This is a genomic window from Pantoea sp. Acro-807, from assembly GCF_011752675.1.
GTDB classification, from domain to species: Bacteria; Pseudomonadota; Gammaproteobacteria; order Enterobacterales; family Enterobacteriaceae; genus Pantoea; species Pantoea eucrina.
In genome coordinates this window covers 94,007-120,811 of the sequence record NZ_VWXE01000009.1, presented here as the reverse complement: position 1 = coordinate 120,811, position 26,805 = coordinate 94,007, and the positions used below count along the sequence as shown (strand labels likewise).

Genomic DNA, 26,805 nt, shown 5'->3' with positions numbered 1-26,805 from the left:
AATTGATTGTAAAGAGCATGTAATACAAGAGCCAGCGTTTTACCTATATTTACCGGAATGTTGCAAACGTCATACTTTTGCCGCCGCGCAATCATTTGCGTGACTGAAATCACACATATCATGAAATTTGCGTAGCTTATTTCACTGCTTGTTTATTAAGATCACAGTTCCATTTACAATTCATGACACTTTTGCCTCATCGTCCCCCCACAGGTTATGAACATGACAAACCGTAATCGCATCGGCCTTACCTGGATCAGCTTTTTCTCTTATGCGCTCACTGGCGCACTGGTGATTGTGACCGGTATGGTGCTGGATAATATCGCGCAATATTTCCAGCTACCCATCTCAGAGATGAGTAACACTTTTACTTTCCTTAACGCCGGCATTCTGGTTGCCGTTTTCCTGAACGCCTGGCTGATGGTGATTGTGCCGCTAAAACGCCAGCTGATTTTCGGCTTTGTGCTGATGATTCTGGCGGTAGCGGGCCTGATGACCAGCCATAACCTGCAGGTCTTTTCACTCTGCATGTTTATTCTTGGCGTGGTCAGCGGCATTACCATGTCAATTGGTACCTTCCTGATCACCCATATCTATGACGGTCGCCAGCGCGGTTCGCGCCTGCTGTTTACTGATTCATTTTTCAGCATGGCCGGCACGATTTTCCCGATTATTGCTGGCGTACTGCTGGCGCGTGCGCTGCCGTGGTACTGGGTATATGCCTGCATCGGCGTTATCTACCTGGCTATTTTTGTTCTGACGCTGATGGTGGAGTTTCCGGTTCTCAAAAGTGAAGCGGCCGTTCAGGGTGGAGAAAAAGAGAAATGGGGCGTGGGGGTGCTGTTCCTCTCCATCGCTGCGCTCTGTTATATCCTGGGCCAGCTGGGCTTTATCTCCTGGGTGCCGGAGTATGCAACCAAATCGATGGGCATGGATATCGCCTCTGCCGGGCAGCTGGTCGGCAACTTCTGGACCGCTTACATGGTCGGTATGTGGGCGTTTAGCTTCCTGCTGCGCTTCTTTGACCTGCAGCGCATCCTGATGGTGCTGGCTGCGCTGGCCACCGGCCTGATGTACTGGTTTGTCTCCTCTCAGGAGGCGGGCATGCTGCACTGGATCATTATGGCACTGGGCTTCTTCTCCAGCGCGATTTATACCACCATCATTACGCTGGGATCGCTGCAGACCAAAGCGGCCTCGCCTAAGCTGGTTAACTTTATTCTGACCTGCGGCACCGTGGGCACCATGCTGACCTTTGTGGTTACCGGACCGATAGTGGCTAAAGGTGGCGCGCATGCGGCACTCTCTACTGCCAACGGCCTTTATGCTGTGGTGTTTGTCATGTGCGTGCTGCTCGGCTTTGTCACAAAGCACCGTCAGCACGGTCATGTGACCCACTGATGATACCGGCACTGCCGCCTCGCGCGGCAGATGCGACCCAATAAAAAGGCGAGCCGGAAGGCTCGCCTTTTTTTACGTCATCCGCGCCGGTTTACGGCTGTGCGACGAACCCGACGGCGTCGTACACTTTCTTCAGCGTTTCCTGCGCGTGCGCACGCGCTTTAGCTGCGCCGTCACGCATTACCTGGTTGAGCAGCGCTTCATCATTGCGGAAGTGGTGATAGCGCGCCTGCAGCTCGGTCAGCATGCCGGATACCGCCTCGGCAACGTCGCCCTTGAGGTGCCCGTACATTTTGCCCTCAAACTGCTGTTCAAGCTCCGGAATCGATTTGCCGGTAACGCCTGAGAGAATATCCAGCAGGTTGGAGACGCCCGCCTTCTCTTTGACATCATAGCGCACCACCGGCGGCTCTTCGGAGTCAGTAACCGCACGCTTGATCTTCTTCACGACCGATTTGGTATCTTCCAGCAGGCCGATAACGTTGTTGCGGTTGTCATCCGACTTGGACATCTTTTTCGTCGGCTCCAGCAGCGACATTACGCGCGCGCCCGATTTCGGAATAAACGGCTCCGGAACCTTAAACACGTCACCATAAAGCGCGTTGAAACGGGCAGCGATATCGCGGCTCAGCTCCAGATGCTGCTTCTGATCTTCGCCTACCGGAACCTGATTGGTCTGATACAGCAGAATATCGGCCGCCATCAGCACCGGGTAGTCAAACAGACCGGCGTTGATATTCTCTTCATAGCGGGCAGATTTATCCTTGAATTGTGTCATACGGCTCAGCTCGCCAAAGTAGGCGTAGCAGTTCAGGATCCAGCTCAGCTGCGTATGCTCCGGCACGTGCGACTGAACAAAAATAGTGCTTTTTTCCGGGTCAATGCCACAGGCCAGATAGAGCGCCAGCGTATCCAGCGTCGCTTTACGCAGCGTGGCCGGGTCCTGACGCACGGTGATCGCGTGCAGATCGACGATGCAGTAAATGCAGTGATAGTCATCCTGCATCTGCACCCACTGACGCAGCGCACCCATATAGTTGCCAATGGTCAGTTCACCTGAAGGCTGGGCGCCGCTGAAAACGATGGGTTTGCTCATGTTATATCCTGATAATCACAGCCCGAGTGCGGGCAGAAGTTCGCCAAAAGTGTCGAGAGTTAAATCGGGCCGGCTGGTGGTAATAGACTCACCGTAGTTGTAGCCAAACGTCATACCGACATTCGGTACACCGGCAGCCTGTGCCGCGAGGATATCATTGCGTGAATCCCCGACAAACAGCAATTGTTCCGGCAGTACGCCGAAATGGCCCAGCACCAGGAAGATGCCGGCCGGATGCGGTTTTTTCACCGCTACGTCATCGCCGCCGATAATCAGTGAAAAAGAGTCGCTGATGCCGAGAGAGGCCAGCAGCGGAGCGACAAACGGCGTTGGTTTATTGGTAACGATAGCGAGAGGTAATCCCTGGTCGCGCAGCGCGAGCAGCGTCTCTTTTACCTGCGGAAACAGCGTGCTGCCTGACTCAACCGTGTCAGCGTAGTGCCGGTCAAAACAGGCGCGTGCGTCACGCTGCTCTTCCGCATGAGGCTCGCGGCCCAGCGCCCAGGTCAGGGCGCGCGCCATCATAATATCGGCACCGTTACCTATCCAGGTTGATGCCCGCTCAATGCCCGGCGCCGGCAGCTGCAGATCGCCCAGCGCCCGATCGATCGCCTGTGACAGGCCCGGTGCGCTATGCACCAGCGTTCCGTCAAGGTCAAAGGCCAGCGCGCGGATATCAGTGAAATGAGCCATTAACTTTCTCCAGTTCCGTGCGCATTTCATCGATAACTTTTTTGTAATCGGGATGACCGAAGATGGCCGAACCGGCGACAAACATATCTGCGCCGGCGGCAGCAATCTGTCCGATATTGTCGATTTTTACACCGCCATCCACTTCGAGCCGGATGTCATAGCCGCTCTGATCGATCAGCCGGCGCGCCTCGCGCAGTTTATCCAGCGTGCCCGGTATGAATGACTGGCCGCCAAAGCCGGGATTGACCGACATCAGCAGAATGATATCCAGCTTATCCATCACGTAATCAAGGTAGCTCAGCGGCGTTGCCGGATTAAACACCAGGCCCGCCTTACAGCCATGCTCTTTGATGAGCTGCAGCGTGCGATCCACGTGGTCACTGGCTTCCGGGTGGAATGTGATATAGCTGGCACCCGCTTTCGCAAACTCCGGGATAAGCGCATCCACTGGCTTGACCATCAGGTGCACATCAATCGGTGCCGTAATGCCATAGTCACGCAGCGCTTTCAGCACCATAGGTCCCATCGTCAGATTGGGCACATAGTGATTATCCATCACATCGAAATGCACGACATCGCCGCCTGCCGCCAGTGCTTTGGCGGTATCTTCACCCAGACGGGCAAAGTCAGCGGCAAGAATTGAAGGGGCCAGTAAAAATTGTTTCATCCGATTCTCCCAATGTTGTGCGCCAGTCTCAGCTGACGTAATGCGTTGGTCGCGGACGAAACAGGCTAGCGGAAAAGCGCCAGCAGTTCGTCCACCTGCGTACGACCACTTATGCTTCGGCTGATAGAACGCCGGGCTTTTACTACATGTAAATCCGCGTTCTGATACCACTCCCGGGTCAGCAGCGTATCGTGATTGGAAATCAGGACCGGTATCTGGCTCTTAGCCAGCTTCCCGGCCAGCTCCGCGAGATGCTGCTGCTCGCGCAGGCTGAAACTGTTGGTGTGATAGGCCGTGAAGTTGGCCGTTGCCGACAGCGGTGCATAGGGCGGATCGCAATAGACCACCGAGCCTGCAGCAGCGCTGTTCAGGGTAACATCGTACGATTCGCAGACAAAGGTCGCTTTCTGCGCGCGCTCTGCAAACCAGAGTAGTTCAGCTTCCGGAAAGTAGGGTTTGCGGTAGCGGCCAAAAGGCACGTTAAATTCACCGCGCAGGTTGTAGCGACACAGGCCGTTATAGCCGTGACGATTCAGATAGAGGAACAGCACGGCGCGCTGGTAGGGATCGCGGCTGGCGTTAAATGCCAGCCGCTGCGCATAATAGTGCTCAGCGCTGTTTCCTTCCGGCGTAAACAGCTGACGCGCATCCGCAATAAATGTCTGCGTACGCGTTTTGACAATGTTGTAGAGGTTAATGAGATCGCCGTTGATGTCCGCCAGATGGTAGCGGTCATAATCGGTATTGAGAAATACGGAACCGGCGCCCACAAAAGGCTCAACTAAGCAGTCGCCTTGTGGCAGGTGACGACGAATATCGTCAAGCAGTGGGTATTTCCCACCGGCCCATTTCAGGAAAGCGCGATTTTTTTTCATGCTGTCGTGGTTATTACATCTTCATTGTAGCTGTGGTGAAACCGACAGCAGATCTGCGCTTAAACGGGGCCGCAGCAGCGGGCCCCACATCAATTTACTGACTCTCTTTCTTAACCTGGCTCAGTGGTTTTACCCACGGATTAACCGCACGTACTTCTGCAGGCAGCGCAGCCGCAGCCCTTTTCGCTTCGGCAGGCGTCGCGTAAGCGCCACTGACCAGCACGTACCAGGGCTGACCGTTACGTGTGGTTTTATACACGTGATAGCCGCTCAGATTCTGTTTTTTTGCCCACGCCGTCAGGCTCTCCTGCTTCGACGCTCCGCTCAGCTGCAGCGTATAGTTACCCCCTGAAGGCAGAGACTTGCTGGCGCTGCTGGCAGGCGGGTTGTGCGCCGCCGTGGTGTGGGTCTGGCTCTCGCGGGTCGCAGACGGTTTTGCCGCAGCCGCTGGTTTATGGCTGGTCCCGGATGCGGTGGAGCGTGAATTATTGCTGCTGGCACGCGGCGCATTATCCGCCCGCACAGCTGGCGGCGTAACCGCTTTTCCTGCTGTGCTGCCAGCATTACCGCTTACGGTAGCCGGCGCGGTGGGCAGAGAAGAGCCGCCCTGCGCACCCTGTGCGGCAGCATCTACCGAGCCCTGCTGATTACTCAGCGCACTGTTGAGATCGCCTGGCAGCGTGACGCGCTGCTGATTCGCAGGCGCCTCTGTTACCTGCGCCTGCGTTGGCGTGGATGACACGGAAGGCATTGAGATCGCCTGCCCTTCACTGCCGGCTGCCGGCTGCGTCGTATCCTGTGGCGCGCTGCCTTCAGCCGTTGGGGCCGCTGCCTGCTGGCCGCTCATGGAGGTGGAGTCAGAGAGATCGATATGTTTTTCACTGCCGCCAGATGTCGACGCACTGCCGCTGCTGCGGTTAGCCGCGGGTTTATCATCCGGCCCGGTCAGCGCTGAACCAATGCCCAGCACCAGAACCAGCAACACCAGAATGCCAATCCCCATCATCATATGCTGACGGGAGACCGGCGCTTTGGCCTTTGGCGCAGAAGACGCTTTACGGGATCGCGCGGGACGGCGATCGCTGGCATCAGGTTTTAACTCATCTTCCGGTTTGAACTCATCCATCTCGCCTCCTCCGTAAAACGGTGCGTCTCCGACACACCGTATCACAACGTTCTTCTTCAGCCTGAACTTGCCTGCCGCAGCGTTATATGACGGTCTGCTGTCAGAACGCTACATTCGCGCTCAGTTACTGCGACAATCGTTAATTGCAGCCAGCACCATATCATGTGCAACACCGGCACGCACTTCAGAGCGACCAATAGCGAGAGGCAGCACCAGACGCAGCTCGCCCCCGATCACTTTTTTGTCGCGCATCATGTGCGGCAGATACGCTTCAGCTGTCATCTCAGCGGGACCGGTTACCGGCAAGCCAGCACGCTGCAGCAGCGCAATCACGCGTTCGCTCTCTGCTGCGGTAAATTGCCCCAGCCGTTGCGCCGTACGCGCGGCCATCACCATACCTGCGGCCACGGCTTCGCCATGCAGCCAGTTGCCATAGCCCATATGCGCTTCAATCGCATGACCAAACGTATGGCCCAGATTGAGCAGCGCACGCTGGCCGTTTTCACGCTCGTCGGCAGCAACCACTTCCGCTTTCAGCTCGCAGCAGCGGCGAATACACCAGGCGATTGCGCGCGCATCCAGCGCCAGCAGCGCATCAAGATTTTGCTCCAGCCAGTGGAAGAATTCACCGTCCAGAATAATGCCGTATTTGATCACCTCTGCCAGGCCAGACGCCAGTTCGCGCGGCGGTAGCGTGGAGAGGCAATCCGTGTCAATGACCACCGAGGCGGGCTGATAAAACGCGCCAATCATATTTTTGCCGAGCGGATGATTGACGGCGGTTTTTCCGCCTACTGACGAGTCAACCTGCGCCAGCAGCGTGGTGGGCACCTGAATAAATCGGACGCCGCGCTGATAGCTGGCAGCGGCAAATCCGGTGAGATCGCCAATCACGCCGCCACCCAGCGCAATCAGCGTGGTGTCGCGGCCGTGCGGCTTCTGCAGCAGCGCGGTAAAGACCTCATCCATGACGGTCAGCGTTTTATACTGCTCACCGTCAGGCAAAATCACCTGATCAACATGGATGCCCGCCTGGGTCAGCAGCGTTGCGACTTTCCCGAGATAGAGCGGGGCCAGCGTCTGGTTGGTTACCAGCATGGCGCGATCGCCTGCCTTCAGCGGCCAAAAAGAAGCCGGATCCTTAAACAATCCGGCAGCAATGGTAATGGGGTAACTACGATCCCCCAGTGAGACAGTGATCTTCTCCATGATGACCGATACCTGTTGCTGAGCCCTCAGGATGCTGGATTAATTTTTTTCCAGCATGTTGATGATCTGATTGGCGACCACTTTGGCACTTTGATCATCAGTGCGAATAGTGACGTCAGCGATCTCTTCATAAAGCGGATTGCGTTCATCTGCCAGTGCTTCGAGCACTTCACGAGGCGGTTCATCAACCTGCAGCAGCGGGCGCTTTTTATCGCGCTGCGTGCGGGCAAGCTGCTTTTCGATGGTGGTTTCCAGATAGACAACCACGCCGCGGGCGGAGAGACGATTGCGCGTTTCACGGGATTTGACGGAACCGCCGCCGGTCGCCAGTACGATGCCTTGTTTCTCGGTCAGCTCGTTAATGATTTTTTCTTCGCGATCGCGGAAACCAGCTTCGCCTTCCACATCAAATACCCAGCCTACATCCGCTCCGGTACGTCGCTCAATTTCCTGATCGGAATCGAAAAATTCCATATTGAGTTGCTGAGCTAACTGACGACCAATAGTGCTTTTGCCGGCACCCATCGGCCCAACCAGAAAGATATTGCGTTTCTCTGCCATTTTGTCGGTATTACTAAGAATTCGTTGATGATACCCCGCGTTCAGCGCGTTGCTGGCGGGACAGGAACTGAGACCTCATAAGCATTAGCAAGAGTCAGATAGAAAATTATCTCAACACTCATGGCCGTTTGGCAACCGAATAAATCGCCTCCGGCAACCTGCACACAGGTATGGTCTTTGGTTCGCGAGACGGTAACGCTCTTCCTTACGTGCCTTCATTAAACGGGCTACAGCTGCGCAGGCCGGGGGTTGCCGGTGCTTATCATCGGCTGATATTAGCGCTGAAAACGGCCCTTTATCTGCTTGCTGCTGCCCACTTTATGCTGGCATATTTCTTTTTTGACGCCAGTATCGCTTGTGACTGACGCCCGTCGGAAGATTATCCTGCCGCGTACCGCTACACCGTTTTAAAATCGCTAAACCTTGTAAGCTAATTCCTCTCTGGCGTCAACGCGCACGGCACTACAGAACGAATTTTCCGCTTTATCCGGCAGAAAGCGCTGCTTCCCTGACCAGTCTGGGGGTAATAAAGATAACCAGCTCACGTTTTTTCTGCTCCTGCAGCTGCTGCCGGAACAGCGCGCCCAGCAGGGGCACTTCTCCCAGCCACGGCACGCGCTTTTCACTCTGCGTGCGCTGCTGCTGAAAAATGCCGCCCAGCGCCAGCGTTTCGCCATCACGCAGCGTCACCTGCGTCTCAATTTCCTGCTTTTCAATGCTCAGCACCTGGTTCTCTCCCAGCGTCAGGCTGCGGCCAGGCATGTTCTGGCTCAGCCGCAGCCGCAGCTGAATGCGACCGTTGCCCAGAACCGTGGGAGTGACCTCCATACCCAGCACCGCCTCTTTGAACTCGATTGCCGTCGCACCGCTGTTGCCTGACTTCACCTCGTACGGAATTTCGGTGCCCTGTTTGATGGTGGCCGTCTGCTGATGCGCAGTAAAGAGCCGCGGGCTGGCGATGATATCGATCTGATTCTCCTGCTCCAGCGCGCTCAGCTCAAGATTCAGCAATTCACCGCTCATTTTACCCAGCGTCACCCCGGCGCGCAGTGCTGGCGTACTGACCGCCAGCGGCAGGCTAAGCTGCGGATTGCGCAGCGTCGCCGCTACCGCATCTGCCGGAGAGAGCTGCCAGCTGACGCCCAGTTCACGCAGATGCTCTTCGTTAAGCGTCACGATATGCGCCTGCAGCTCCACCTGCTCCAGTGGCCGGTCGAGGGCTTTGATCCAGCGCGTCGTGCTTTCCAGAGCCGGTGCCGTGTCGCGCAGCAGCAGTGAGTTAGTACGGCTATCGACCGTGACGCTGCCGCGTGCTGACATCAGTGAAGGCTCTCCCTGCAGGCTGCGGTGAATATCGCTGGCGCTGGCATAATGAAGCGTAACGGTGCGCTGCTCCAGCGTCCGCTGCGCCTGTTTATCTTCCTGCTCCTGCCGGACCCGCTGCATCTGACGCTGCTGCCAGCTTTGCGGATAGACCAGCAGCACCCCCTCCTCTTCTATCAGAACAAGATCGGTCAGGCGGGAAATCAGCGACAGGGCATGCTCTGCGCTTACCTTCTCCAGGCGCAGCGACAGTCGTCCCTCAACCCCGGGCGCAATCAGCAGATTAGTCTGCTGATAATCCGCCAGCGCCTGCAGAATGCGCTCTACCGGCGCATCGTCAAATACCAGGCTCAGCGTGCTGGTCTGCGCCTGCAGCGGGGTGCTTAACATAAGCCCCAGCAGCATCACGATCCGTTTCATAAAAGCCTCCTTTAATTACCCAAACGATCTGTTGCTTCACACAGCGGCGCGGCGCGGTTAACGTCAGCGTGCGCGCGGTTATCCCCGCGACCTGCCAGGGATAAACCGGAAAAGGAATGGATGGCTCCAGCCGGTAGCTTTTCCCCTCGGGCGATATTACCCAGGCGACAAAGTGGGGTGCGCGACCTGCCACGCCCTGCAGACGCCAGTTCTGCGGCGTGGCGGCAGGCGGTTCGCAGGCGCGGGTGGTCAGAGGGACGAAAGGATTGCGTGCTGCGACGGCACCGACCCAGAGCAGCAGGCACAGCAGCGCGCTACTCCGCATCGGATTGCTCCAGCCACAGCTCTGCCGTCAGCAGACGCGCGCCGGACCGCAGTGAAAAACGCTGCGGTACCGGCTGAGCGGTTCCGGCCAGCTCACTGAACAGCGGCATAAATTCACGCCACTCCAGCTGCAGCACCAGTTCTGATGGCTGAGCCTGCGGCTGCCAGTTTTGCAGCTGCGCGCCACGCGTGTTCACCAGCTGCTCCAGCGATGCGCTGGCCGCGCTGCCGCGCTGCGGCATCTGTAACATAGCGATCTCCAGCGAAAGCGTGGCGACTGACGGCTGCAGCGCCTGCTGCAGCTGGCTTTGCTGCGCGGTAAGCGCTGTCAGCGCTGTCCGCTGCTGTGCCAGCGCCTGCTGCTGGGGTTGCAGCAGCAGCAGCCAGAGCAGCAGCAGCACGGCTGCGGCAACCAGCGTGCTGCAACCGGCACGCCAGGCAAAAGGCCACAGCGCATAGCGCCACATCAGCTCATTCATTGCGCGGCTCCCGCATCCGCGCCTGCAGCGTGAAGCGGTATCGGCCATCGGACTGCCAGGTTATCGCCCTCTGCCTGACGGCGGCAAACAGCGGCTGTGCCAGCAACCGATGGCGCAGCTCGCTCACCGCAGCCACGCTGTCACTCCACCCTTCGACGCGCAGCAGCTGCTGCTGACGATCGATACGCTCCAGCCACAATGCATCCGGCAGCAGCCCCGGCAGCTGCTGCCAGAAACGTTGCCAGTGCTGATACTGCAGCGCCACCTGCTGACGCTGCTGCTGTAAGTCCAGCAGCCTGTCGCGCGCCTGCAGCAGTGATTGCTGTTGCGTGCGCAGGTGCCGCAGCGCGAGCAGTCGCTGCCGGGCCTGTTCTGTCGCGCTTTCAGCCTGAGTCAGCTGCTGTCTGCTATATCCTCCCAGCACCAGCGCAACGAGCAGCGGCAGCGTTAACGCGGTAATCAGCAGATATTTCGTCTGCCGGCAGCACTTCTGCCACTGCCGCTCACGCCACGGCAGCAGATTAACCCTTAGCATGAGCTGTCTCCGGGACGCAGCGCCAGTCCCAGCGCCAGCGTAAAGTCGCCCTGCTGTGCGGGCAGAGGCGGCTGCTGGTAGCGTAATAATGAGAGCGGCAGGCACAGCTTCGCCTGTAGTGTGGTCAGGGCTGACGAAGAGGTACAAAGCGAGTCCGATACCTGCGGAAAGAGCTGTGTAACAGTGTCTGCATCGAGCGCGCCTGTGACGCTCCCGCAGCGCAGCGCGCCATCATTAAACACCCAGAACCCGTGCTCGCCTGCCGGGTGGATCAGTAGCGTATGGGGGGCAAGCGGCAGCTGCTGTGCGACCTGCATCAGGGCCTGCGTGCTCAGTTCAAAGATGTCAGGCTCCAGACCCGCCTGCTGCAGCGGCTGCAGCCATTGCGCCATTACGTCCCGCCGTGCCGCCGTAACCTGCAGCCTGTTTTCAGCCGCGTCACACTGATAGTCAAACGCCAGCAGCGCGGTTTCCACCGGAAAGAGGGTACGGGCGGCGGCAGTGACATAACGATTTAAAGCGGGTTCGCGCAGCGAGGTGTCGGGCAGCGGCAAGGTCCGCTGCAGAACCAGCTGTGGCGGCAGGCCAACGCGCAGGGAAAACTGCGCCGGCAGCTGCCGCCGCCACGACGCTAACATCTCCTGTAACAGCGGCGAGCTTTGCAACACGCCGTTGCGTAACGTATCGTGCGGCAGCGCTTGCTGCCACCAGTGTCGCAGCTGCCAGCCATGACGACGGCGTTCAATACCCAGCGCACACAGGTGCCTGTTCTGAATATCCAGTCCAATTTGCCAGCGCTGAAAAGCCATACGCGCGATCTCCTTATCATCAAAGGTAAACGCTAAACCCGGCTATGCTGAATGACAGGCAAATGACGGGTATATCAAAGCGTCAGGCTTGCCTTTATACTACCGCGCGATTGTTTATAAACTGCCCAAACGCCAACAGATGGGAATTCTCAGGTGAAGTTCGTAAAGTATTTATTGATTCTTGCAGTGTGTTGCATTTTGCTGGGAGCCGGTACGGTTTATGGCTTGTACAAGTATATAGAGCCGCAGCTGCCCGATGTGAACACATTGAAAGATGTGCGTTTGCAGACGCCGATGCAGGTTTACAGCGCCGATGGCGAGCTGATCGCCCAGTATGGTGAAAAACGCCGCGTACCGCTGACGCTGAAGCAGATGCCGCCAGAGCTGATCAAAGCATTTATCGCGACCGAAGATAGCCGCTTTTATGAGCATCACGGCGTCGATCCGGTGGGGATTTTCCGTGCCGCCAGCATCGCGCTGATGTCAGGCCATGCGTCGCAGGGTGCCAGTACGATTACTCAGCAGCTGGCGCGCAACTTCTTTCTGAGCCCTGAACGTACGCTGATGCGTAAAATCAAGGAAGCGTTCCTGGCCATCCGCATTGAGCAGCTGCTGAGCAAAGATGAGATCCTTGAGCTTTACCTCAATAAAATCTATCTCGGCTATCGCGCGTATGGCGTTGGCGCGGCGGCGCAGGTCTATTTCGGTAAAACGGTCAATCAGCTGTCGCTGAGTGAAATGGCGATGATCGCTGGCCTGCCGAAAGCGCCCTCAACCTTCAACCCGCTCTATTCGCACAGCCGGGCGCTGGCGCGTCGTAATGTGGTGCTGGCGCGCATGCTGGATCAGAACGACATCACACAGCAGCAGTATGAAGAGGCCCGCAATACGCCGCTGACCGCCAGCTATCACGGTCCTGAGATCGCCTTTTCTGCCCCTTATCTCAGTGAAATGGTGCGTCAGGAGATGGTGAAACGTTACGGCGATCGCGCCTATGACGACGGCTACAAGGTGTATACCACCGTAACCCGTCGCCTGCAGGAGGCGGCGCAGCAGGCGGTGCGTAATAACGTTATGGCTTATGATATGCGCCACGGCTATCGCGGCCCGACCGCCGTATTATGGAAAGTGGGCGAGACCAGCTGGGATCAGCCGCGTATTCTTAAAACGCTGAAAACACTGCCCGCCTACGGACCGCTGAATGCCGCAGTGGTGACCAGCGCCAGCGCTCAGGAGGCCACGGCCTTACTGAAAGATGGCAGCACGGTCGCGCTGAAACTCTCCGGCGTGCGCTGGGCGCGCCCTTATAAATCAGACACGCTGCAGGGCCCGACGCCGCGCAGTATCACGCAGGTGCTGCAGGCTGGTCAGCAGATCTGGGTACGTAAAGTGGGCGATGAGTGGTGGCTGGGTCAGGTACCGCTGGTGAACTCTGCGCTGGTGTCGCTGAATCCGGAAGATGGCGCAGTGCGCGCGCTGGTGGGCGGATTCGATTTCAATCAGAGCATGTTTAACCGTGCCACCCAGGCGCTGCGCCAGGTGGGATCGAACATCAAGCCTTTCCTCTATACCGCCGCTATGGATCGTGGTCTGACGCTGGCTTCTATCCTCAACGATGTGCCGATTTCCCGCTGGGACGCCGGCGCAGGCGCAGACTGGCGGCCTAAAAACTCGCCGCCAACCTATGCTGGTCCTATCCGTTTACGGCAGGGGCTGGGAGAGTCTAAAAACGTGGTGATGGTACGCGCCATGCGCGCGATGGGCGTCGATTATGCTGCGGAATATCTGCAGCGCTTTGGCTTCCCGGCGCAAAATATTATTCATACCGAGTCGCTGGCGCTGGGTGCGGCTTCATTCACCCCACTGCAAGTGGCGCGTGGCTATGCGGTCATGGCAAACGGCGGTTTCCTGGTTGACCCCTATTTCATCACCCGCATTGAGGATGAGCAGGGAGGCGTGATTTTTGAAACAAAGCCTAAGATTGCCTGTCCGCAGTGTAATCTGCCGGTGATCTATGGTGATACGAAGAAGTCAGTTGCCCTGAATGAAGAGAGCGTGGAGAACGTCGCCACCTCTGATGAGTCGAAGAATCAGACGGTGCCACAGCCAGCGCTGGAGCAGGTTCCGGCACAGCCGCAGCCAGCAGGCGATCAGCAGTATGCGCCGCACGTGATTAATACCCCGCTCTCTTTCCTGATTAAAAGCGCGCTTAACTCCAATATCTTTGGCGAGCCGGGCTGGATGGGTACCGGCTGGCGTGCCGGACGCGATCTGAAGCGAAATGATATTGGCGGAAAAACCGGTACGACAAACAGCTCTAAAGATGCCTGGTTCTCCGGCTATGGCCCGGGTGTGGTGACGTCGGTCTGGATTGGCTTTGATGATTCACGCGCGCTGGGACGTTCAACCGTATCAGGTGCGATTCCGGATCAGATTTCCGGTTACGAGGGCGGAGCCAAGAGCGCGCAGCCGGCGTGGGATGACTATATGAAATCTGCGCTGGAGGGCGTACCGATGCAGCCGCTGACGCCGCCGGAAGGCGTGGTCACCGTGACTATTGACCGGGCAACCGGCAAACTGGCTAACGGTGGTGGCAATACGCGTCAGGAGTATTTCATTGACGGCACGCAGCCGGTGGAATATAGCGTGCACGACGTCGGCACAACCATTATGGACAATGGCGAAAGCCACGAACTGTTCTGATAAACAGGCGCCTGCGGGCGCCTTTTCTATTCAGTAATCAAGCCGGCCCTGTTTTACCAGCCATTCGCGCACCAGAAACAGCGCACTGACGTTACGCGCTTCGCTGAAGTCGGGTTCTTCCAGCAGCGCCAGCAAATTCTTCAGCGGCCAGCGTCGTACCACCAGCGGTTCCGGCTCATCCCCTTCCAGCTTCTCTTCATAGAGGCCTTCAGCCACAACGATATTCATTTTGCTGGAGAAGTAAGAGGGTGCCATGGTGAGCTTGCCGAGTGCTTCAAGACGCGTCGCGCCGTAGCCAGCCTCTTCTTTGAGTTCCCGGTCAGCCGCCTCAAAGGCGCTTTCGCCCGGATCGATTAGCCCTTTTGGAAAACCAAGTTCATAGCTTTCCAGCCCCACCCCATATTCCTGAATCAGGATAACGTCGTCGCCGAGAATCGGCACAATCATTACCGCTTCGCGTTCAGAAGGCTTCATGCGCTCATAAACGCGGCGTGCACCATTGCTGAAAGCGAGATCGACGGCTTCAATGGTAAACAGGCGGGAGCGGGCCACCGCTTCTACCTTGAGGATGTCAGGTTTTTTCAATGGAGTGGTCATATCAGCCTCAGACGTTGCACAACCTTGTGAAATGCGATAGCGCCAGCATACCGAAGGCCGCGCAAATGTGCGACAGGCAACGTAGGCTAAGCCGCTGCCGGATTGCGCGGCCCGCCGTATAGCGCGCTATGCGCTCGCTCGCTTTAAGCATAAGTCAACGCCTCAGCGCGAAATTCAGAAAATACCGATATTTAATTGAGTATTGCCTGGTTAACATCCTATCAGGGATTAATCTAATAATTTATAATCCGATGATTTAGCGCATTATTTTATCTGTGTTTCTTCTTGTCAGAACCTCTTCTGCTCGCCAGAATTGACACATCTTACGATTTTCGCCGGGAGTAGAACGTTAACGTGAAGGCATTTCGTTGGCTGGAATGAGCTGAGCATGAGCACTTTTATTGTCATCCTGACAGTGATGCTGATCGGCTCATCATTAGCAGGTATCACTTACTGGTACGCTATGCGGCATCGTCCGCCGTTAGCGCGACCTCTGCCGTTTATCAGTCCGCCCTGCCGCAAACTCTCTGATGATGAGCGCATCGCAGTAGAAAAGTATCTGGCTGCGCTGGCAAAACGTCAGCCGCCGCGCACCCGCGCCCGCTTTGCTACGGAAGCGGAAGCGCTGACGCTGACGGCTCAGAGCAATCATGTCTACCCGGTTACCCGTTCCATCACCCGCTACGGTCTCTCAACCGACGATCCGCATAAATGGCGCTACTACCTGGATGAAGTGGAAGTGCATCTGCCACCGCTCTGGGAACAGTATATTGCCGATGAAAATTACGTTGAGCTGATCCGCACGCAGACGCTGCCGCTGGTCATCTCTCTGAATGGTCACTCGCTGGTTAACTACGCCATTGAGCAACCCGCCCTGCCGCCGCTGATCCAGCCTGCCAGTACCAACGCCTCTATCCGTAAAGCAGAGAGTGAAAACGTTGAGTTACTGCGGGTGCGCAAAGAGTCGCACGAGGAGTACCAGCTTTCGCGGCCTGACGGTACGCGTGAAGCGGTCGTTATCAGCTGCGCTTTTTTGCTGTTTTTTCTCGGTCTGGTGTTGCCGGGCAATCTCCTGCTCTGGCTGGTGGTGCCTGGCTGCGTAATGATCGCCGTCAGCCTCTGGTTCCTCTGTCGTTTTCCCGGTGAGAAAAGACTGCGTGATATTCACTGCCTGCGCGGTGCGCCGAAACGCTGGGGCCTGTTTGGTGAATCGAACCAGGAGCAGAGCAACATTTCGCTGGGCATTATCGATCTCATCTACCCGCCGCACTGGCAGCCTTATATCGCTCACGATCTGGGACAGATCACCGAAGTGGATATCTATCTGAACCGCCAGGTTGTGCGTCAGGGGCGTTTTTTGTCGCTGCAGGATGAAGTCAGGAATTTCCCGGTCCAGCGGTGGCGCAAGAATCTGGTACTGGCCTGCGGTTCACTGCTGGTACTGGCAATGCTGCTGACCTGGATCCCGCTCAGTATGCCGCTCAAGCTGAGCCTGGCCTGGGTCAAAGGCACGGAAAGTCTTGAGGTCGACAGCGTGGATAAGCTCTCTGCCCTGCCGCTGCACGTCGGCGATGTGCTCAGGGTGACGGGAACCGGTATGTGCTCGGTGCCAGGCAATTACCAGAGCAATCGCACCTACGCTTACATGCCTTTTGACTGCTCTGCTATCTACTGGAACAAAGCTGCTCCGCTGCCTCAGCCGCAGTCTGACATTATTGACAAGGCCGCTGCGCTGCTGGATACCACCCTGCGCCAGCTGCATCCGGAAACCAGTACCGATCCCAAGCTTAATCCGCAGCTCGCCTCAGCAATTCAGAAGTCAGGCATGATTTTGCTGGATGATTTTTCCGAGCTGGTGCTAAGGACGCAGGATCTCTGCAGCCAGCAGCAGGATTGCGTCCGGCTGAAAAATGCGCTGGTTAACCTGGGCAATGCAAAAGACTGGGATTCGCTGATCCACCGCGCGGACACCGGCAAACTCAGCGGCATGAATGTGCTGTTAAGGCCTGTCAGTGCCGAGGCGCTGGAGAATCTGGTGAATACCGCGACGTCGACCTTCTTTTCCCGTGAAACCCGTCGTGCGGCGGAAACGCTTAACAGCCCGCCGCCGGGCGGCTTTCTTATCATCAGCGATGAAGGCCGGCAGCTGGTGACGCAGCCGCAGCCTGCCGTCTCCCTGTTTGATCTGGACGCGCCTTCACAGTGGCGCGAGCTGCAGCGTATCGCGGGCATGCTGCTGCATACGCCGTTCAGCGCCAGCGGCATCATTACCAGTATGAGTACCGACGCTAACGGGACACGCCATATCATGCTGCATAACGAACCGGATGCCATGGCGCAATGGCGCTACATCGGCAGCGTTGTGCTGATGCTGATACTGCTGATTTCCGCGCTGGTGAACGGGTTACTGACGCTGCGTCGCATCCATCGTAACCGGCTGCGCATGGCTGAAATTCAGCAATATTACGATAAATGCTTTAACCACAATCTCAGCACTATGCAGAGTGTGCGCTCGCTGTTCTGACCCTCCGCCCTTCTGTGCTACCCTGACGCGCATTTTTTTGCGACGGCTGTCGGGGCCGGCATTTACGCTAAACTGATAGGGTGCGGCATCGCGTCGCACCTTGATTTATCACTTTCTGCCCATATCTCCGGGTATCTGCAGCTTTTCCTCTGCGAAGTTCGCGTCAGAGCCGGTTGCATATAGCGCGACGCGGTGATGAGAGCCCGGCCAGCGTCTGGTGCAGAGGCCCGGGCGTCACGACTGGCCGCCACCCTTTTTCAGCGCCGCCCTGCCGGACCCGTTTACCGGTAAAGGTGAAACGCTGCGTTAAAGCAGGAGCCACAATGAAAGAGAAAATCAGCGACGGCGTACGCCTTGATAAATGGCTGTGGGCCGCGCGCTTCTATAAAACCCGCGCGCTGGCACGTGAAATGATCGAAGGCGGCAAGGTTCACTATAACGGTCAGCGCAGCAAACCCAGCAAGCTGGTTGAATCCGGCGCGGAGTTAACGCTGCGACAGGGAAACGATGAGCGGACGGTGATCGTTAACGCCATCAGCGATCAGCGCCGCCCCGCCAGCGAAGCGCAACTGATGTATAGCGAAACCGCCGCCAGCGTGGAAAAACGGGAAAAAACGGCGCTGGCGCGCAAGCTCAACGCGCTGACTATGCCCCATCCGGATCGCCGGCCTGATAAAAAAGAGCGCCGCGATCTGATGAAATTTAAACTGTCGGGTGATGAATAGTTTCCACCCCTGCGAGAGAAAACTTATGTCTGTTCAAGATCAATTACACCGTTACCTGTTCGAAAACGTTGCCGTGCGCGGCGAGCTGGTCAATGTCTCCCATACCTGGCAGGACATTATCCGCAATCATGACTACGCAGAGCCGGTAAAAACGCTGCTGGGCGAGCTGCTGGTTGCGACCAGTCTGCTGACCGCCACGCTGAAATTTGACGGTGATATCACGGTGCAGCTGCAGGGTGACGGCCCGCTGACGCTGGCAGTGATCAACGGTAATAACCGTCAGGAGCTGCGTGGCGTGGCGCGCGTGAAAGAAGGTGCAGAGATTGCGCCCGGCAGCACGCTGAAAGAGATGACAGGTAACGGCTATCTGGTTATCACCATTACACCAGAAAAAGGCGAACGTTATCAGGGCGTGGTGGGTCTTGAGGCGGATACGCTGGCAGGCTGTCTGGAAGACTATTTCATGCGTTCTGAGCAGCTGCCTACCCGCCTGTTTATCCGTACTACTGAGCAGGGCGCAGCCGGTATTTTACTGCAGGTGCTGCCCGCGCAGGAGACCAGTCAGGATGATTTCAATCATCTGGCCATGCTGACGGAAACGGTGAAAGCGGAAGAGCTGATCACGCTGCCGGCAAACGATGTGCTGTGGCGTCTCTACCATCAGGAAGAAGCCACCGTTTACGATCCGCTGCCCGTTATGTTTAAGTGCACCTGCTCGCGCCAGCGCTGCGGTGAAGTGCTTAAAACGCTGCCAGAGAGCGAAGTGGATGAGATCCTCGAGGAAGATGGCAAAATCGATATGCACTGCGACTATTGCGGCACGCACTATGTTTATGACGCGGTTGATATTGCTGCCATCCGGAACGAATCTGTCAGCGACAGCGACCAGCTGCACTGATTCCGCTGCGGGCGGCCACGCCGCCCGTTTCGCGTAAAACTATACCCCCATGTTTTTTCACGGAAATTAACTAATTTTCACTAACTTTACTTTTATAAGTAGCCGATTTCTCCGCTTGTCACGTTCCAGTTCGCATTTTTAACTATCTTCACTTTCCGCTTCTGCTCAGATGTGTACACTGCGCGCGATCTGTCCTGCGCAACCGAGTGCGCCACGCGGCAGACACCCCCTAAAAATGCAATGAAGTACCGATTTAAGGAGCAGTCACATGCGCGTTAACGGCCTGACATCGCAAGACCTCGCCGACCTGGGCATCAGCGGCACTACCGAAGTGGTGTATAACCCTGACTATGACACGCTGTTTCAGGAAGAAACCCGCCCGGAGCTGGAGGGTTATGCGCGAGGCACCCTGACGCAGAGCGGCGCAATCGCCGTGGATACCGGCATTTTTACCGGCCGCTCACCGAAAGATAAATATATTGTCCGCGATGACACGACGCGCGATACGCTGTGGTGGAATGGCACCGGCAACGGTAAAAACGATAATCAGCCGCTTTCGCAGGAGACCTGGCAGGCGCTGAAGGATCGCTGTACCCAGCAGCTTTCAGGCAAACGCCTGTTTGTGGTGGATGCCTTTTGCGGTGCCAATCCTGACTCCCGCCTGAGCGTACGCTTTGTGATGGAAGTGGCCTGGCAGGCACACTTTGTGAAAAACATGTTTATCCGCCCGAGCGATGAAGAGCTGGCCAGCTTCACGCCTGATTTTGTGGTGATGAACGCGGCGCAGTGTACCAATCCGGACTGGCAGGCGCAGGGGCTGAACTCAGAAAATTTTGTTGCATTTAACCTGACAGAACGCATGCAGCTGATTGGCGGTACCTGGTACGGCGGCGAAATGAAGAAAGGCCTCTTCGCCATCATGAACTATCTGCTGCCGCTAAAAGGCATCGCCTCCATGCACTGCTCCGCAAATGTGGGTAAAGCGGGCGACGTGGCCGTGTTCTTTGGCCTCTCCGGCACCGGTAAGACCACGCTCTCCACCGATCCTGAGCGGCAGCTGATTGGCGATGATGAGCACGGCTGGGATGACGACGGCGTCTTCAATTTTGAAGGCGGCTGCTATGCAAAAACCATCAACCTGTCTGAACAGGCAGAGCCGGAAATCTATCGCGCTATCCGCCGCGATGCGCTGCTGGAAAACGTGGTGGTGCGTGCCGACGGCAGCGTGGATTACGCCGATGGCAGCAAAACAGAAAACACCCGCGTCTCCTATCCGATCAATCACATTGAAAACATTGTGCAGCCGGTTTCCAAAGCGGGTCATGCGAAAAAGGTCATTTTCCTTACGGCTGATGCGTTTGGCGTGCTGCCGCCGGTTTCGCGGCTGACGCCAGAGCAGACGCAGTATCACTTCCTTTCCGGCTTCACAGCCAAGCTGGCCGGCACTGAACGCGGCGTCACGCAGCCAACGCCAACCTTCTCTGCCTGCTTTGGCGCCGCATTTCTGACCCTGCATCCGACGCAATATGCTGAAGTGCTGGTTAAGCGCATGGAAGCGGCGGGCGCGCAGGCTTATCTGGTTAACACCGGCTGGAACGGCAGCGGCAAGCGCAACTCACTGAAAGATACCCGGGCGATTATCAACGCGATTCTGGCAGGCGAGCTGGATAACGCCGCGACCGTGACCCTGCCGGTGTTCAATCTGCAGATCCCGACGCAGCTGGCCGGGGTGGACGCCGCCACGCTGGATCCGCGCCGCAGCTGGCAGAGCGAAGCGGAGTGGCAGCAGGCCGCGCAGGATCTGGCACAGCGTTTTATTACTAACTTTGAGAAGTATACCGACAACGACGCGGGTAAAGCGCTGGTACAGGCGGGTCCGCAGCTGTAAGCACGGCTGAACCACTGCAGCGGGCGGCATCACTGCCGCCCTTTTTTCTGTCTGCTCAGGTGCTGTGCGCGACGCTGGCCAGCGCGGTGCTGTTTTCCGGCATCGGCAGCCAGGCGCGGATACGTAATCCGCCGCGCTCGCTGGCACCAATCTCCAGCGATCCTTCATGCGCATCGATTATGCGCTGCACAATCGCCAGCCCCAGCCCGGTGCCGCTGGTACTGCGGGCGCTGTCGCCGCGCACAAACGGCTGAAACAGATGCTGCAGCTGATCGGGTTTAATACCGGGACCATCATCATCAACCTGGAACCAGGCGCGGTTAAGCTCCTGGCCGCTGCTGACTTTGATCCAGCCGTTACCATAACGCGCAGCATTTACCACCAGATTTGCCACCGCGCGTTTAATCGAGAGCGGATTGATATTCAGCATCAGCTCATCGGTCATCACCGCATTCTCAATCTCGCGTTCATAGCCGCTCTCGGCCGCGACCACTTCTCCCAGCACGCTATTGAGATCGGCCCGCTCGGTCTGCATCTCCTGACCCGTACGCAGATAATCGATGAACTGCTCAATGATAGCGTTGCACTCTTCGATATCTTTATTAATTGACTCCGCCAGATAGCCATCCTGCTCACCCATCATCTCGGTCGCCAGGCGGATGCGCGTCAGCGGCGTGCGCAGATCGTGACTGACGCCCGCCATCAGCAGGGTGCGATCGTCAGCCAGCTGCTTGACGCCAGCTGCCATCTGATTGAAGGCGCGCGTCACTGAACGCACTTCAGAGGCCCCGTATTCACGCAGCGGCGGCGGAATAATGCCTTTACCCACCTGCAGTGCCGCGTGCTCCAGATCCACCAGCGGCCGGTTTTGCATCCGGATAAACAGCCAGGCTCCGCCAATCGCCAGCAGCATGATTGCCAGCGTGTAGCGGAACAGCGGCGAGAAGTCGCCCTGATGAATTTCCGTCAGCGGCACCCGCACCCAGATATCGGGCGAAAGCCAGGTTTTCAGCCAGACAACCGGCGAATTTTTATTGACCTCGACGCGCACATCGGTCGGGCCGCCCAGCTGCTGCGCCATCTGCTCACTCAGAAACTCATAGTGCTGCGCCCAGCGCAGCCCGCTCTCTTCTGCCGCCGCGTTGGTATAAAGCGAAATCCCCAGCTCGCGGTAAATTTCGCGCCGGAAGGCGGGTGGCACTTCCAGCTGTGTCCCATCTTCCAGCTGCAGCCGATCGGTCATCAGCATACGCACTTCGTAGGCCAGCACCTTATTAAACTGCTGCAGGCTGGGAAGAATAGCGAAGTTCAGCACCACCAGATACGTCGTTACCAGGCTGACAAACAGCAGGGTAACGATCAGCAGCAGGGTGCGGGCAAAGGAGCTGCGGGGCGAGAAGCGCAGTCGCCTCATGCTTTACTGCCGTCCGGCACAAAAACGTAGCCCAGACCCCAGACGGTCTGGATATAGCGCGGATGCGCGGGATCTTCTTCCACCATGCGGCGCAGGCGCGAAATCTGCACGTCGATTGAGCGTTCCATGGCGCTGTATTCACGTCCGCGCGCCAGGTTCATCAGCTTGTCACGCGAAAGCGGCTCACGCGGATGACTTACCAGCGCTTTCAGCACGGCAAATTCACCGCTGGTGAGCGGCATAGGCTCATCTTCACGGAACATTTCACGCGTGCCGAGGTTCAGTTTGAATTTGCCGAAGGCGATAACCGCCTCTTCCTGTGAAGGCGCACCCGGCAGCTCGTTGGCCTGACGACGCAGCACCGCGCGGATCCGCGCCAGCAGTTCACGCGGGTTAAACGGTTTGGGAATATAGTCATCCGCCCCGATTTCCAGCCCGACAATGCGGTCAACCTCTTCACCCTTAGCTGTCACCATGATAATCGGCATCGGGTTACTCTGGCTGCGCAGACGGCGACAGATAGAGAGGCCATCTTCGCCTGGCAGCATTAAATCCAGCACCATCAGATGAAACGATTCACGCGTCAGCAGGCGATCCATCTGTTCAGCATTAGCGACACTGCGCACCTGAAAGCCCTGTTCGGTGAGATAGCGTTCCAGCAGCGCGCGCAGACGCATATCGTCATCAACGACCAGAATTTTGTAGTTCTCTTGCATGTTCAACTCCCAAAGGCGCCATTGCCTGAAGCAATATTGTGAGGATAAGGGACCTGTCTGTGACAGATATTTATGGTTTATATTCTAAGCGAAATTGTTACAAAGCATATTAAACAGGAGCTTATATTTAATTTCTTGCCTGAAATGCGGCTCCGCTCCCGCTTTTGCCACCCGATTTTACCCTGATTAGCGCTTGTCTGAAAAAACGGCACTTTTTCTCACTGCGCGTGGCTCGACCGCACTTTTCCCGCTCTGCCAGAGCCTGCCCTGCGCTTTCACATCAATTCAGCGGGATAGCAGACCGCCGGCAGCACAAAACTGCGCAGATTCTGGTTAGCGCCTCATAACGCTCTCGGAAGAGTGCCAGCGGCGGCACAATCCAAGACCATTTATAAATAAAGACAGTTAAATCAGCGAGTAAACACCACTTTCGCCCGGCCCGATGATCTCCGACACTTCTGCTGTATCGACCAGATCGGTGTCATGTGGAGAAGAAAAATGAAAAAAGTTGTTCTGCTGAGCGCGCTGGTTCTCTCCAGCCTTACCCAGGTTCAGGCGGCAACGTCAGTCGGTGAAGCCGCCGGTGCGCAGGCGTCAACGACAGCAAAAGGCAACTCGGATGCAATTGGCGTGGGCGCAGTAGCAGCACTGCTGGGCGTGGCGCTGGCTACCATGGGCGGTGGCGGTGGCGATGGCAATGGCAGCAGCACCTCAACCACTACCGCAACGGTGCCGGGCAAGTAAGCGCTATACCGGGACTGCGCTGCCTGTGGCTCACCACGCGCAGTGCAGTTCACTTACGCCTTGTCGTGATAGGTAATCTGATTCACAAACCAGATCTTTTGTCCTTCAGGCGTGTTAACGGTGACCTCATCATCGACCTCTTTTTTGATCAGCGCCCGCGCCATAGGTGAATCGATCGAGATGTACTCTTTCACATTATCGCCATAGATTTCATCTGGTCCGACGATGCGAAAACGCTTTTGTTCCCCCTGCTCATTCTCCACTTCTACCCACGCGCCGAAAAAGACTTTGCCCTCCTGCTGCGGGGCGTAATCAACAATTTTCAGCTCAGCGAGGCATTTGCGCAGGTAGCGTACCCGCCGGTCAATCTGCCGCAGCAGCCGTTTATTGTAGGTATAGTCCGCGTTTTCTGACCGATCGCCGAGGCTGGCGGCCCAGGAGACGATACGGGTGATCTCCGGACGCTTCTCATTCCACAGATGATCGTGCTCGGCGCGCAGCTTGTTGTAGCCTTCGCGGGTAATCAGTTGAGTTTTCATTACATCGGCTCATTTATGTCAGTTTTGCAGGTCGCCAGCTGCGTACAATAAGCGACGCTGCCGCAGGCAGCAAGATGCGGGCGCGATTCAGAAAAAGATGGATTGCCGCCCGGCTGGCTGGCAATTTACGCCCTCAGTCCGTATAACTGTCCCCTGTTTTTAACCCCGGATAAGCAAGATCGTTACTGATGATGAAAGATTCGCTGAGCCAGATTATCGCAGGTGAGCTGCAGGCACGCGCCGAACAGGTTGATGCCGCCGTACGCCTGCTGGATGAAGGGAATACCGTCCCCTTTATTGCACGTTACCGTAAGGAAGTCACCGGCGGGCTGGATGATACCCAGCTGCGCGCGCTGGAGAGCCGCCTGAGCTATCTGCGCGAGCTGGACGATCGCCGCCAGTCGATTCTGAAATCGATTGACGATCAGGGCAAACTCTCGCCGGAACTGGCGCTGGCTATCAACAGCACGCTGAGTAAAACCGAGCTGGAAGATCTCTATCTGCCTTACAAGCAGAAGCGCCGTACGCGTGGCCAGATCGCCATTGAAGCGGGCCTCGAACCGCTGGCTGACACATTGTGGAACGATCCCTCGCAGCAGCCGGAAGCGGTAGCTGCAGGCTTTGTGGATGCGGATAAAGGCGTGGCGGATACGCGCGCCGCGCTCGATGGCGCACGCTATATCCTGATGGAGCGGTTTGCCGAAGACGCCGCGCTGCTGGCAAAAGTGCGCGACTATCTGTGGAAAAACGCCCATCTGGTAGCACGTGTCGTTGAGGGCAAAGAAGAGGCGGGCGCTAAATTCCGCGACTATTTTGATCATCACGAAGCGCTGAGCAGCGTGCCTTCGCACCGCGCACTGGCGATGTTTCGCGGCCGCAACGAAGGCGTACTGCAGCTGTCGCTGAATGCCGATCCGCAGTCTGAAGAGGCGCCGCGTGAAAGCTATGGCGAAACGCTGATTGCCGATCACCTGGGTCTGCGCCTGAATAATGCGCCGGCTGACAGCTGGCGTAAAGCGGTGGTGAGCTGGACATGGCGCATCAAGGTGCTGCTGCATCTCGAAACCGAACTGATGGGCACCATCCGTGAACGGGCCGAAGATGAAGCGATTAACGTCTTTGCCCGCAATCTGCACGATCTGCTGATGGCCGCTCCGGCCGGTATGCGCGCCACTATGGGGCTTGACCCTGGCCTGCGCACCGGTGTGAAGGTTGCCGTAGTTGATGCGACCGGCAAACTGGTGGCCACTGATACGGTCTACCCGCACACCGGTCAGGCGGCGAAAGCGGCGGCGGCCGTCGCGGCGCTCTGTATAAAGCATCAGGTTGAGCTGGTGGCGATTGGTAACGGCACCGCTTCGCGCGAAACCGAGCGCTTTTTCCTCGATGTGCAGAAACAGTTTCCGCAGGTCAGCGCACAAAAAGTGATCGTCAGTGAAGCGGGCGCCTCCGTCTACTCCGCTTCGGAACTGGCGGCGCTGGAGTTTCCTGACCTCGACGTATCGTTGCGCGGTGCGGTCTCTATTGCCCGTCGCCTGCAGGATCCGCTGGCCGAGCTGGTCAAAATTGACCCTAAATCGATTGGTGTGGGCCAGTATCAGCATGATGTCAGTCAGAGTCAGCTGGCGAAAAAGCTGGATGCCGTGGTTGAAGATTGCGTTAACGCCGTTGGCGTCGATCTCAACACCGCCTCGGTCGCCCTGCTTACGCGCGTAGCGGGTCTGACGCGCATGATGGCGCAGAATATTGTGGGCTGGCGTGATGAAAACGGACGTTTTCAGAACCGTCAGCAGCTGCTGAAAGTGAGCCGCCTCGGACCAAAAGCGTTTGAACAGTGCGCCGGCTTTCTGCGCATCAATCACGGTGACAATCCGCTGGATGCCTCTACGGTGCATCCGGAAGCGTATCCGCTGGTGGAGCGTATTCTCTCTGCCACTGAGCAGGCGCTGGATGCGCTGATGGGAAATCCCGGCAGCCTGCGCAATCTGAACGCGCGCGACTTTACCGATGAACGCTTTGGTCTGCCTACCGTGACCGATATCATCAAAGAGCTGGAAAAGCCGGGCCGCGATCCGCGTCCTGAGTTCAAAACCGCGCAGTTTGCCGAAGGCGTGGAAACCATGAACGATCTGCTGCCCGGCATGATTCTGGAAGGCGCCGTGACCAACGTGACTAACTTTGGTGCCTTTGTGGATATCGGCGTGCATCAGGATGGACTGGTGCATATCTCTTCTCTCTCCGATCGCTTCGTGGAAGATCCGCATCAGGTGGTGAAAGCAGGCGATATCGTGAAGGTCAAAGTCATGGAAGTGGATCTGCAGCGTAAACGTATTGCGCTCACTATGCGTCTGGATGAACAGCCGGGTGAGAGCAATGCACGCAGCGGTAGCCGACCTGCTGCCAGAGAACCGGCGCGCGCCGCAAATCCGGCCAAAGGGCGCGGCAAGCCTGCGCCTGCAGGCAACAGTGCCATGGGTGATGCGCTGGCTGCGGCTTTTGGTAAAAAGCGCTGATTTCAGCCTGCTAATCTGCCTGCAGC

General features: G+C 57.2%; 24 protein-coding genes. 8 read left to right on the top strand and 16 right to left on the bottom strand.

Going from position 1 to position 26,805, the window contains the following annotated elements; genetic code table 11:
• Positions 1-222 precede the first annotated feature (222 nt).
• Positions 223-1,401, top strand: coding sequence for an MFS transporter TsgA (gene tsgA / locus F3J39_RS16965; RefSeq protein WP_104086023.1), 1,179 nt, complete (start codon positions 223-225; stop codon positions 1,399-1,401).
• 91 nt (positions 1,402-1,492) lie between these two features.
• On the opposite strand, the gene trpS is transcribed toward tsgA, so the two are convergent.
• The 12 genes from trpS to pilM form a co-directional block, all read right to left on the bottom strand.
• Positions 1,493-2,497, bottom strand: a complete 1,005-nt coding sequence (gene trpS / locus F3J39_RS16960) for a tryptophan--tRNA ligase (RefSeq protein ID WP_094111202.1) — start codon at positions 2,495-2,497, stop codon at positions 1,493-1,495.
• 15 nt (positions 2,498-2,512) lie between these two features.
• Positions 2,513-3,190 (bottom strand): phosphoglycolate phosphatase, encoded by a 678-nt coding sequence (locus tag F3J39_RS16955; protein WP_094111201.1) that lies wholly within the window; start codon positions 3,188-3,190, stop codon positions 2,513-2,515.
• Positions 3,174-3,857, bottom strand: a complete 684-nt coding sequence (rpe, locus tag F3J39_RS16950; RefSeq protein WP_039380919.1) for a ribulose-phosphate 3-epimerase — start codon at positions 3,855-3,857, stop codon at positions 3,174-3,176. The genes F3J39_RS16955 and rpe overlap by 17 nt, the downstream gene beginning before the upstream one ends.
• A gap of 65 nt (positions 3,858-3,922) precedes the next feature.
• Positions 3,923-4,732 carry an adenine-specific DNA-methyltransferase gene (gene dam, locus F3J39_RS16945; RefSeq protein WP_039380921.1) on the bottom strand — a complete coding sequence of 270 codons (810 nt, stop codon included), beginning with the start codon at positions 4,730-4,732 and terminating at the stop codon, positions 3,923-3,925.
• 94 nt (positions 4,733-4,826) lie between these two features.
• Positions 4,827-5,858 (bottom strand): SPOR domain-containing protein, encoded by a 1,032-nt coding sequence (locus F3J39_RS16940; RefSeq protein WP_039380924.1) that lies wholly within the window; start codon positions 5,856-5,858, stop codon positions 4,827-4,829.
• A gap of 120 nt (positions 5,859-5,978) precedes the next feature.
• Positions 5,979-7,067 (bottom strand): 3-dehydroquinate synthase, encoded by a 1,089-nt coding sequence (aroB, locus tag F3J39_RS16935; protein WP_039380926.1) that lies wholly within the window; start codon positions 7,065-7,067, stop codon positions 5,979-5,981.
• 39 nt (positions 7,068-7,106) lie between these two features.
• Positions 7,107-7,628, bottom strand: coding sequence for a shikimate kinase AroK (gene aroK, locus F3J39_RS16930; protein WP_039380929.1), 522 nt, complete (start codon positions 7,626-7,628; stop codon positions 7,107-7,109).
• Between the two features lie 483 nt (positions 7,629-8,111).
• On the bottom strand, positions 8,112-9,371 hold the full coding sequence (gene hofQ, locus F3J39_RS16925) for a DNA uptake porin HofQ (RefSeq protein ID WP_071669289.1): 1,260 nt from the start codon (positions 9,369-9,371) through the stop codon (positions 8,112-8,114).
• The gene (locus tag F3J39_RS16920) at positions 9,289-9,696 is read right to left on the bottom strand and encodes a HofP DNA utilization family protein (protein ID WP_039380932.1); all 408 of its coding nucleotides are present in this window, start codon (positions 9,694-9,696) and stop codon (positions 9,289-9,291) included. Before F3J39_RS16920 ends, hofQ begins: the two co-directional genes overlap by 83 nt.
• Positions 9,686-10,174 (bottom strand): hypothetical protein, encoded by a 489-nt coding sequence (locus F3J39_RS16915; protein WP_247648280.1) that lies wholly within the window; start codon positions 10,172-10,174, stop codon positions 9,686-9,688. The genes F3J39_RS16920 and F3J39_RS16915 overlap by 11 nt, the downstream gene beginning before the upstream one ends.
• Positions 10,167-10,709, bottom strand: coding sequence for a PilN domain-containing protein (locus F3J39_RS16910; protein WP_166714459.1), 543 nt, complete (start codon positions 10,707-10,709; stop codon positions 10,167-10,169). The genes F3J39_RS16915 and F3J39_RS16910 overlap by 8 nt, the downstream gene beginning before the upstream one ends.
• Positions 10,703-11,518, bottom strand: coding sequence for a pilus assembly protein PilM (gene pilM / locus F3J39_RS16905; protein ID WP_039380938.1), 816 nt, complete (start codon positions 11,516-11,518; stop codon positions 10,703-10,705). Before pilM ends, F3J39_RS16910 begins: the two co-directional genes overlap by 7 nt.
• Before the next feature lie 153 nt (positions 11,519-11,671).
• Between pilM and mrcA the strand changes: the two genes are divergently transcribed.
• Positions 11,672-14,221 carry a peptidoglycan glycosyltransferase/peptidoglycan DD-transpeptidase MrcA gene (gene mrcA, locus F3J39_RS16900; protein WP_166714458.1) on the top strand — a complete coding sequence of 850 codons (2,550 nt, stop codon included), beginning with the start codon at positions 11,672-11,674 and terminating at the stop codon, positions 14,219-14,221.
• Positions 14,222-14,251: 30 nt separating this feature from the next.
• Here mrcA and nudE read toward each other — a convergent pair whose 3' ends face one another.
• Positions 14,252-14,818: an ADP compounds hydrolase NudE gene (gene nudE, locus F3J39_RS16895; RefSeq protein ID WP_039380943.1), complete on the bottom strand. Its 567-nt coding sequence runs from the start codon at positions 14,816-14,818 to the stop codon at positions 14,252-14,254.
• Positions 14,819-15,206: 388 nt separating this feature from the next.
• Here nudE and F3J39_RS16890 point away from each other — a divergent pair, with 388 nt between their 5' ends.
• The 4 genes from F3J39_RS16890 to pckA all read left to right on the top strand — a co-directional run bounded on the left by F3J39_RS16890 (position 15,207) and on the right by pckA (position 20,853).
• Positions 15,207-17,342: an intracellular growth attenuator family protein gene (locus F3J39_RS16890; protein ID WP_071669286.1), complete on the top strand. Its 2,136-nt coding sequence runs from the start codon at positions 15,207-15,209 to the stop codon at positions 17,340-17,342.
• A gap of 323 nt (positions 17,343-17,665) precedes the next feature.
• Positions 17,666-18,067, top strand: a complete 402-nt coding sequence (hslR, locus tag F3J39_RS16885; protein ID WP_039380949.1) for a ribosome-associated heat shock protein Hsp15 — start codon at positions 17,666-17,668, stop codon at positions 18,065-18,067.
• Positions 18,068-18,092: 25 nt separating this feature from the next.
• A complete protein-coding gene (gene hslO / locus F3J39_RS16880; RefSeq protein ID WP_039380951.1) occupies positions 18,093-18,965 on the top strand; it encodes an Hsp33 family molecular chaperone HslO in 873 nt (290 codons plus the stop codon).
• Between the two features lie 268 nt (positions 18,966-19,233).
• Positions 19,234-20,853: a phosphoenolpyruvate carboxykinase (ATP) gene (gene pckA / locus F3J39_RS16875; protein ID WP_039380954.1), complete on the top strand. Its 1,620-nt coding sequence runs from the start codon at positions 19,234-19,236 to the stop codon at positions 20,851-20,853.
• 55 nt (positions 20,854-20,908) lie between these two features.
• On the opposite strand, the gene envZ is transcribed toward pckA, so the two are convergent.
• Positions 20,909-22,267: a two-component system sensor histidine kinase EnvZ gene (gene envZ / locus F3J39_RS16870; protein ID WP_039380956.1), complete on the bottom strand. Its 1,359-nt coding sequence runs from the start codon at positions 22,265-22,267 to the stop codon at positions 20,909-20,911.
• Positions 22,264-22,983, bottom strand: a complete 720-nt coding sequence (gene ompR / locus F3J39_RS16865; protein WP_001157751.1) for a two-component system response regulator OmpR — start codon at positions 22,981-22,983, stop codon at positions 22,264-22,266. Before ompR ends, envZ begins: the two co-directional genes overlap by 4 nt.
• A 498-nt stretch (positions 22,984-23,481) precedes the next feature.
• Here ompR and yjbE point away from each other — a divergent pair, with 498 nt between their 5' ends.
• Positions 23,482-23,727 (top strand): exopolysaccharide production protein YjbE, encoded by a 246-nt coding sequence (gene yjbE, locus F3J39_RS16860; RefSeq protein ID WP_039380960.1) that lies wholly within the window; start codon positions 23,482-23,484, stop codon positions 23,725-23,727.
• Between the two features lie 53 nt (positions 23,728-23,780).
• Here yjbE and greB read toward each other — a convergent pair whose 3' ends face one another.
• Positions 23,781-24,266, bottom strand: a complete 486-nt coding sequence (greB, locus tag F3J39_RS16855; RefSeq protein ID WP_039380962.1) for a transcription elongation factor GreB — start codon at positions 24,264-24,266, stop codon at positions 23,781-23,783.
• Between the two features lie 188 nt (positions 24,267-24,454).
• On the opposite strand from greB, the gene F3J39_RS16850 reads away from it, so the two are divergent.
• Positions 24,455-26,779, top strand: coding sequence for a Tex family protein (locus tag F3J39_RS16850; protein ID WP_211049753.1), 2,325 nt, complete (start codon positions 24,455-24,457; stop codon positions 26,777-26,779).
• The last annotated feature ends 26 nt before the right edge of the window (positions 26,780-26,805 follow it).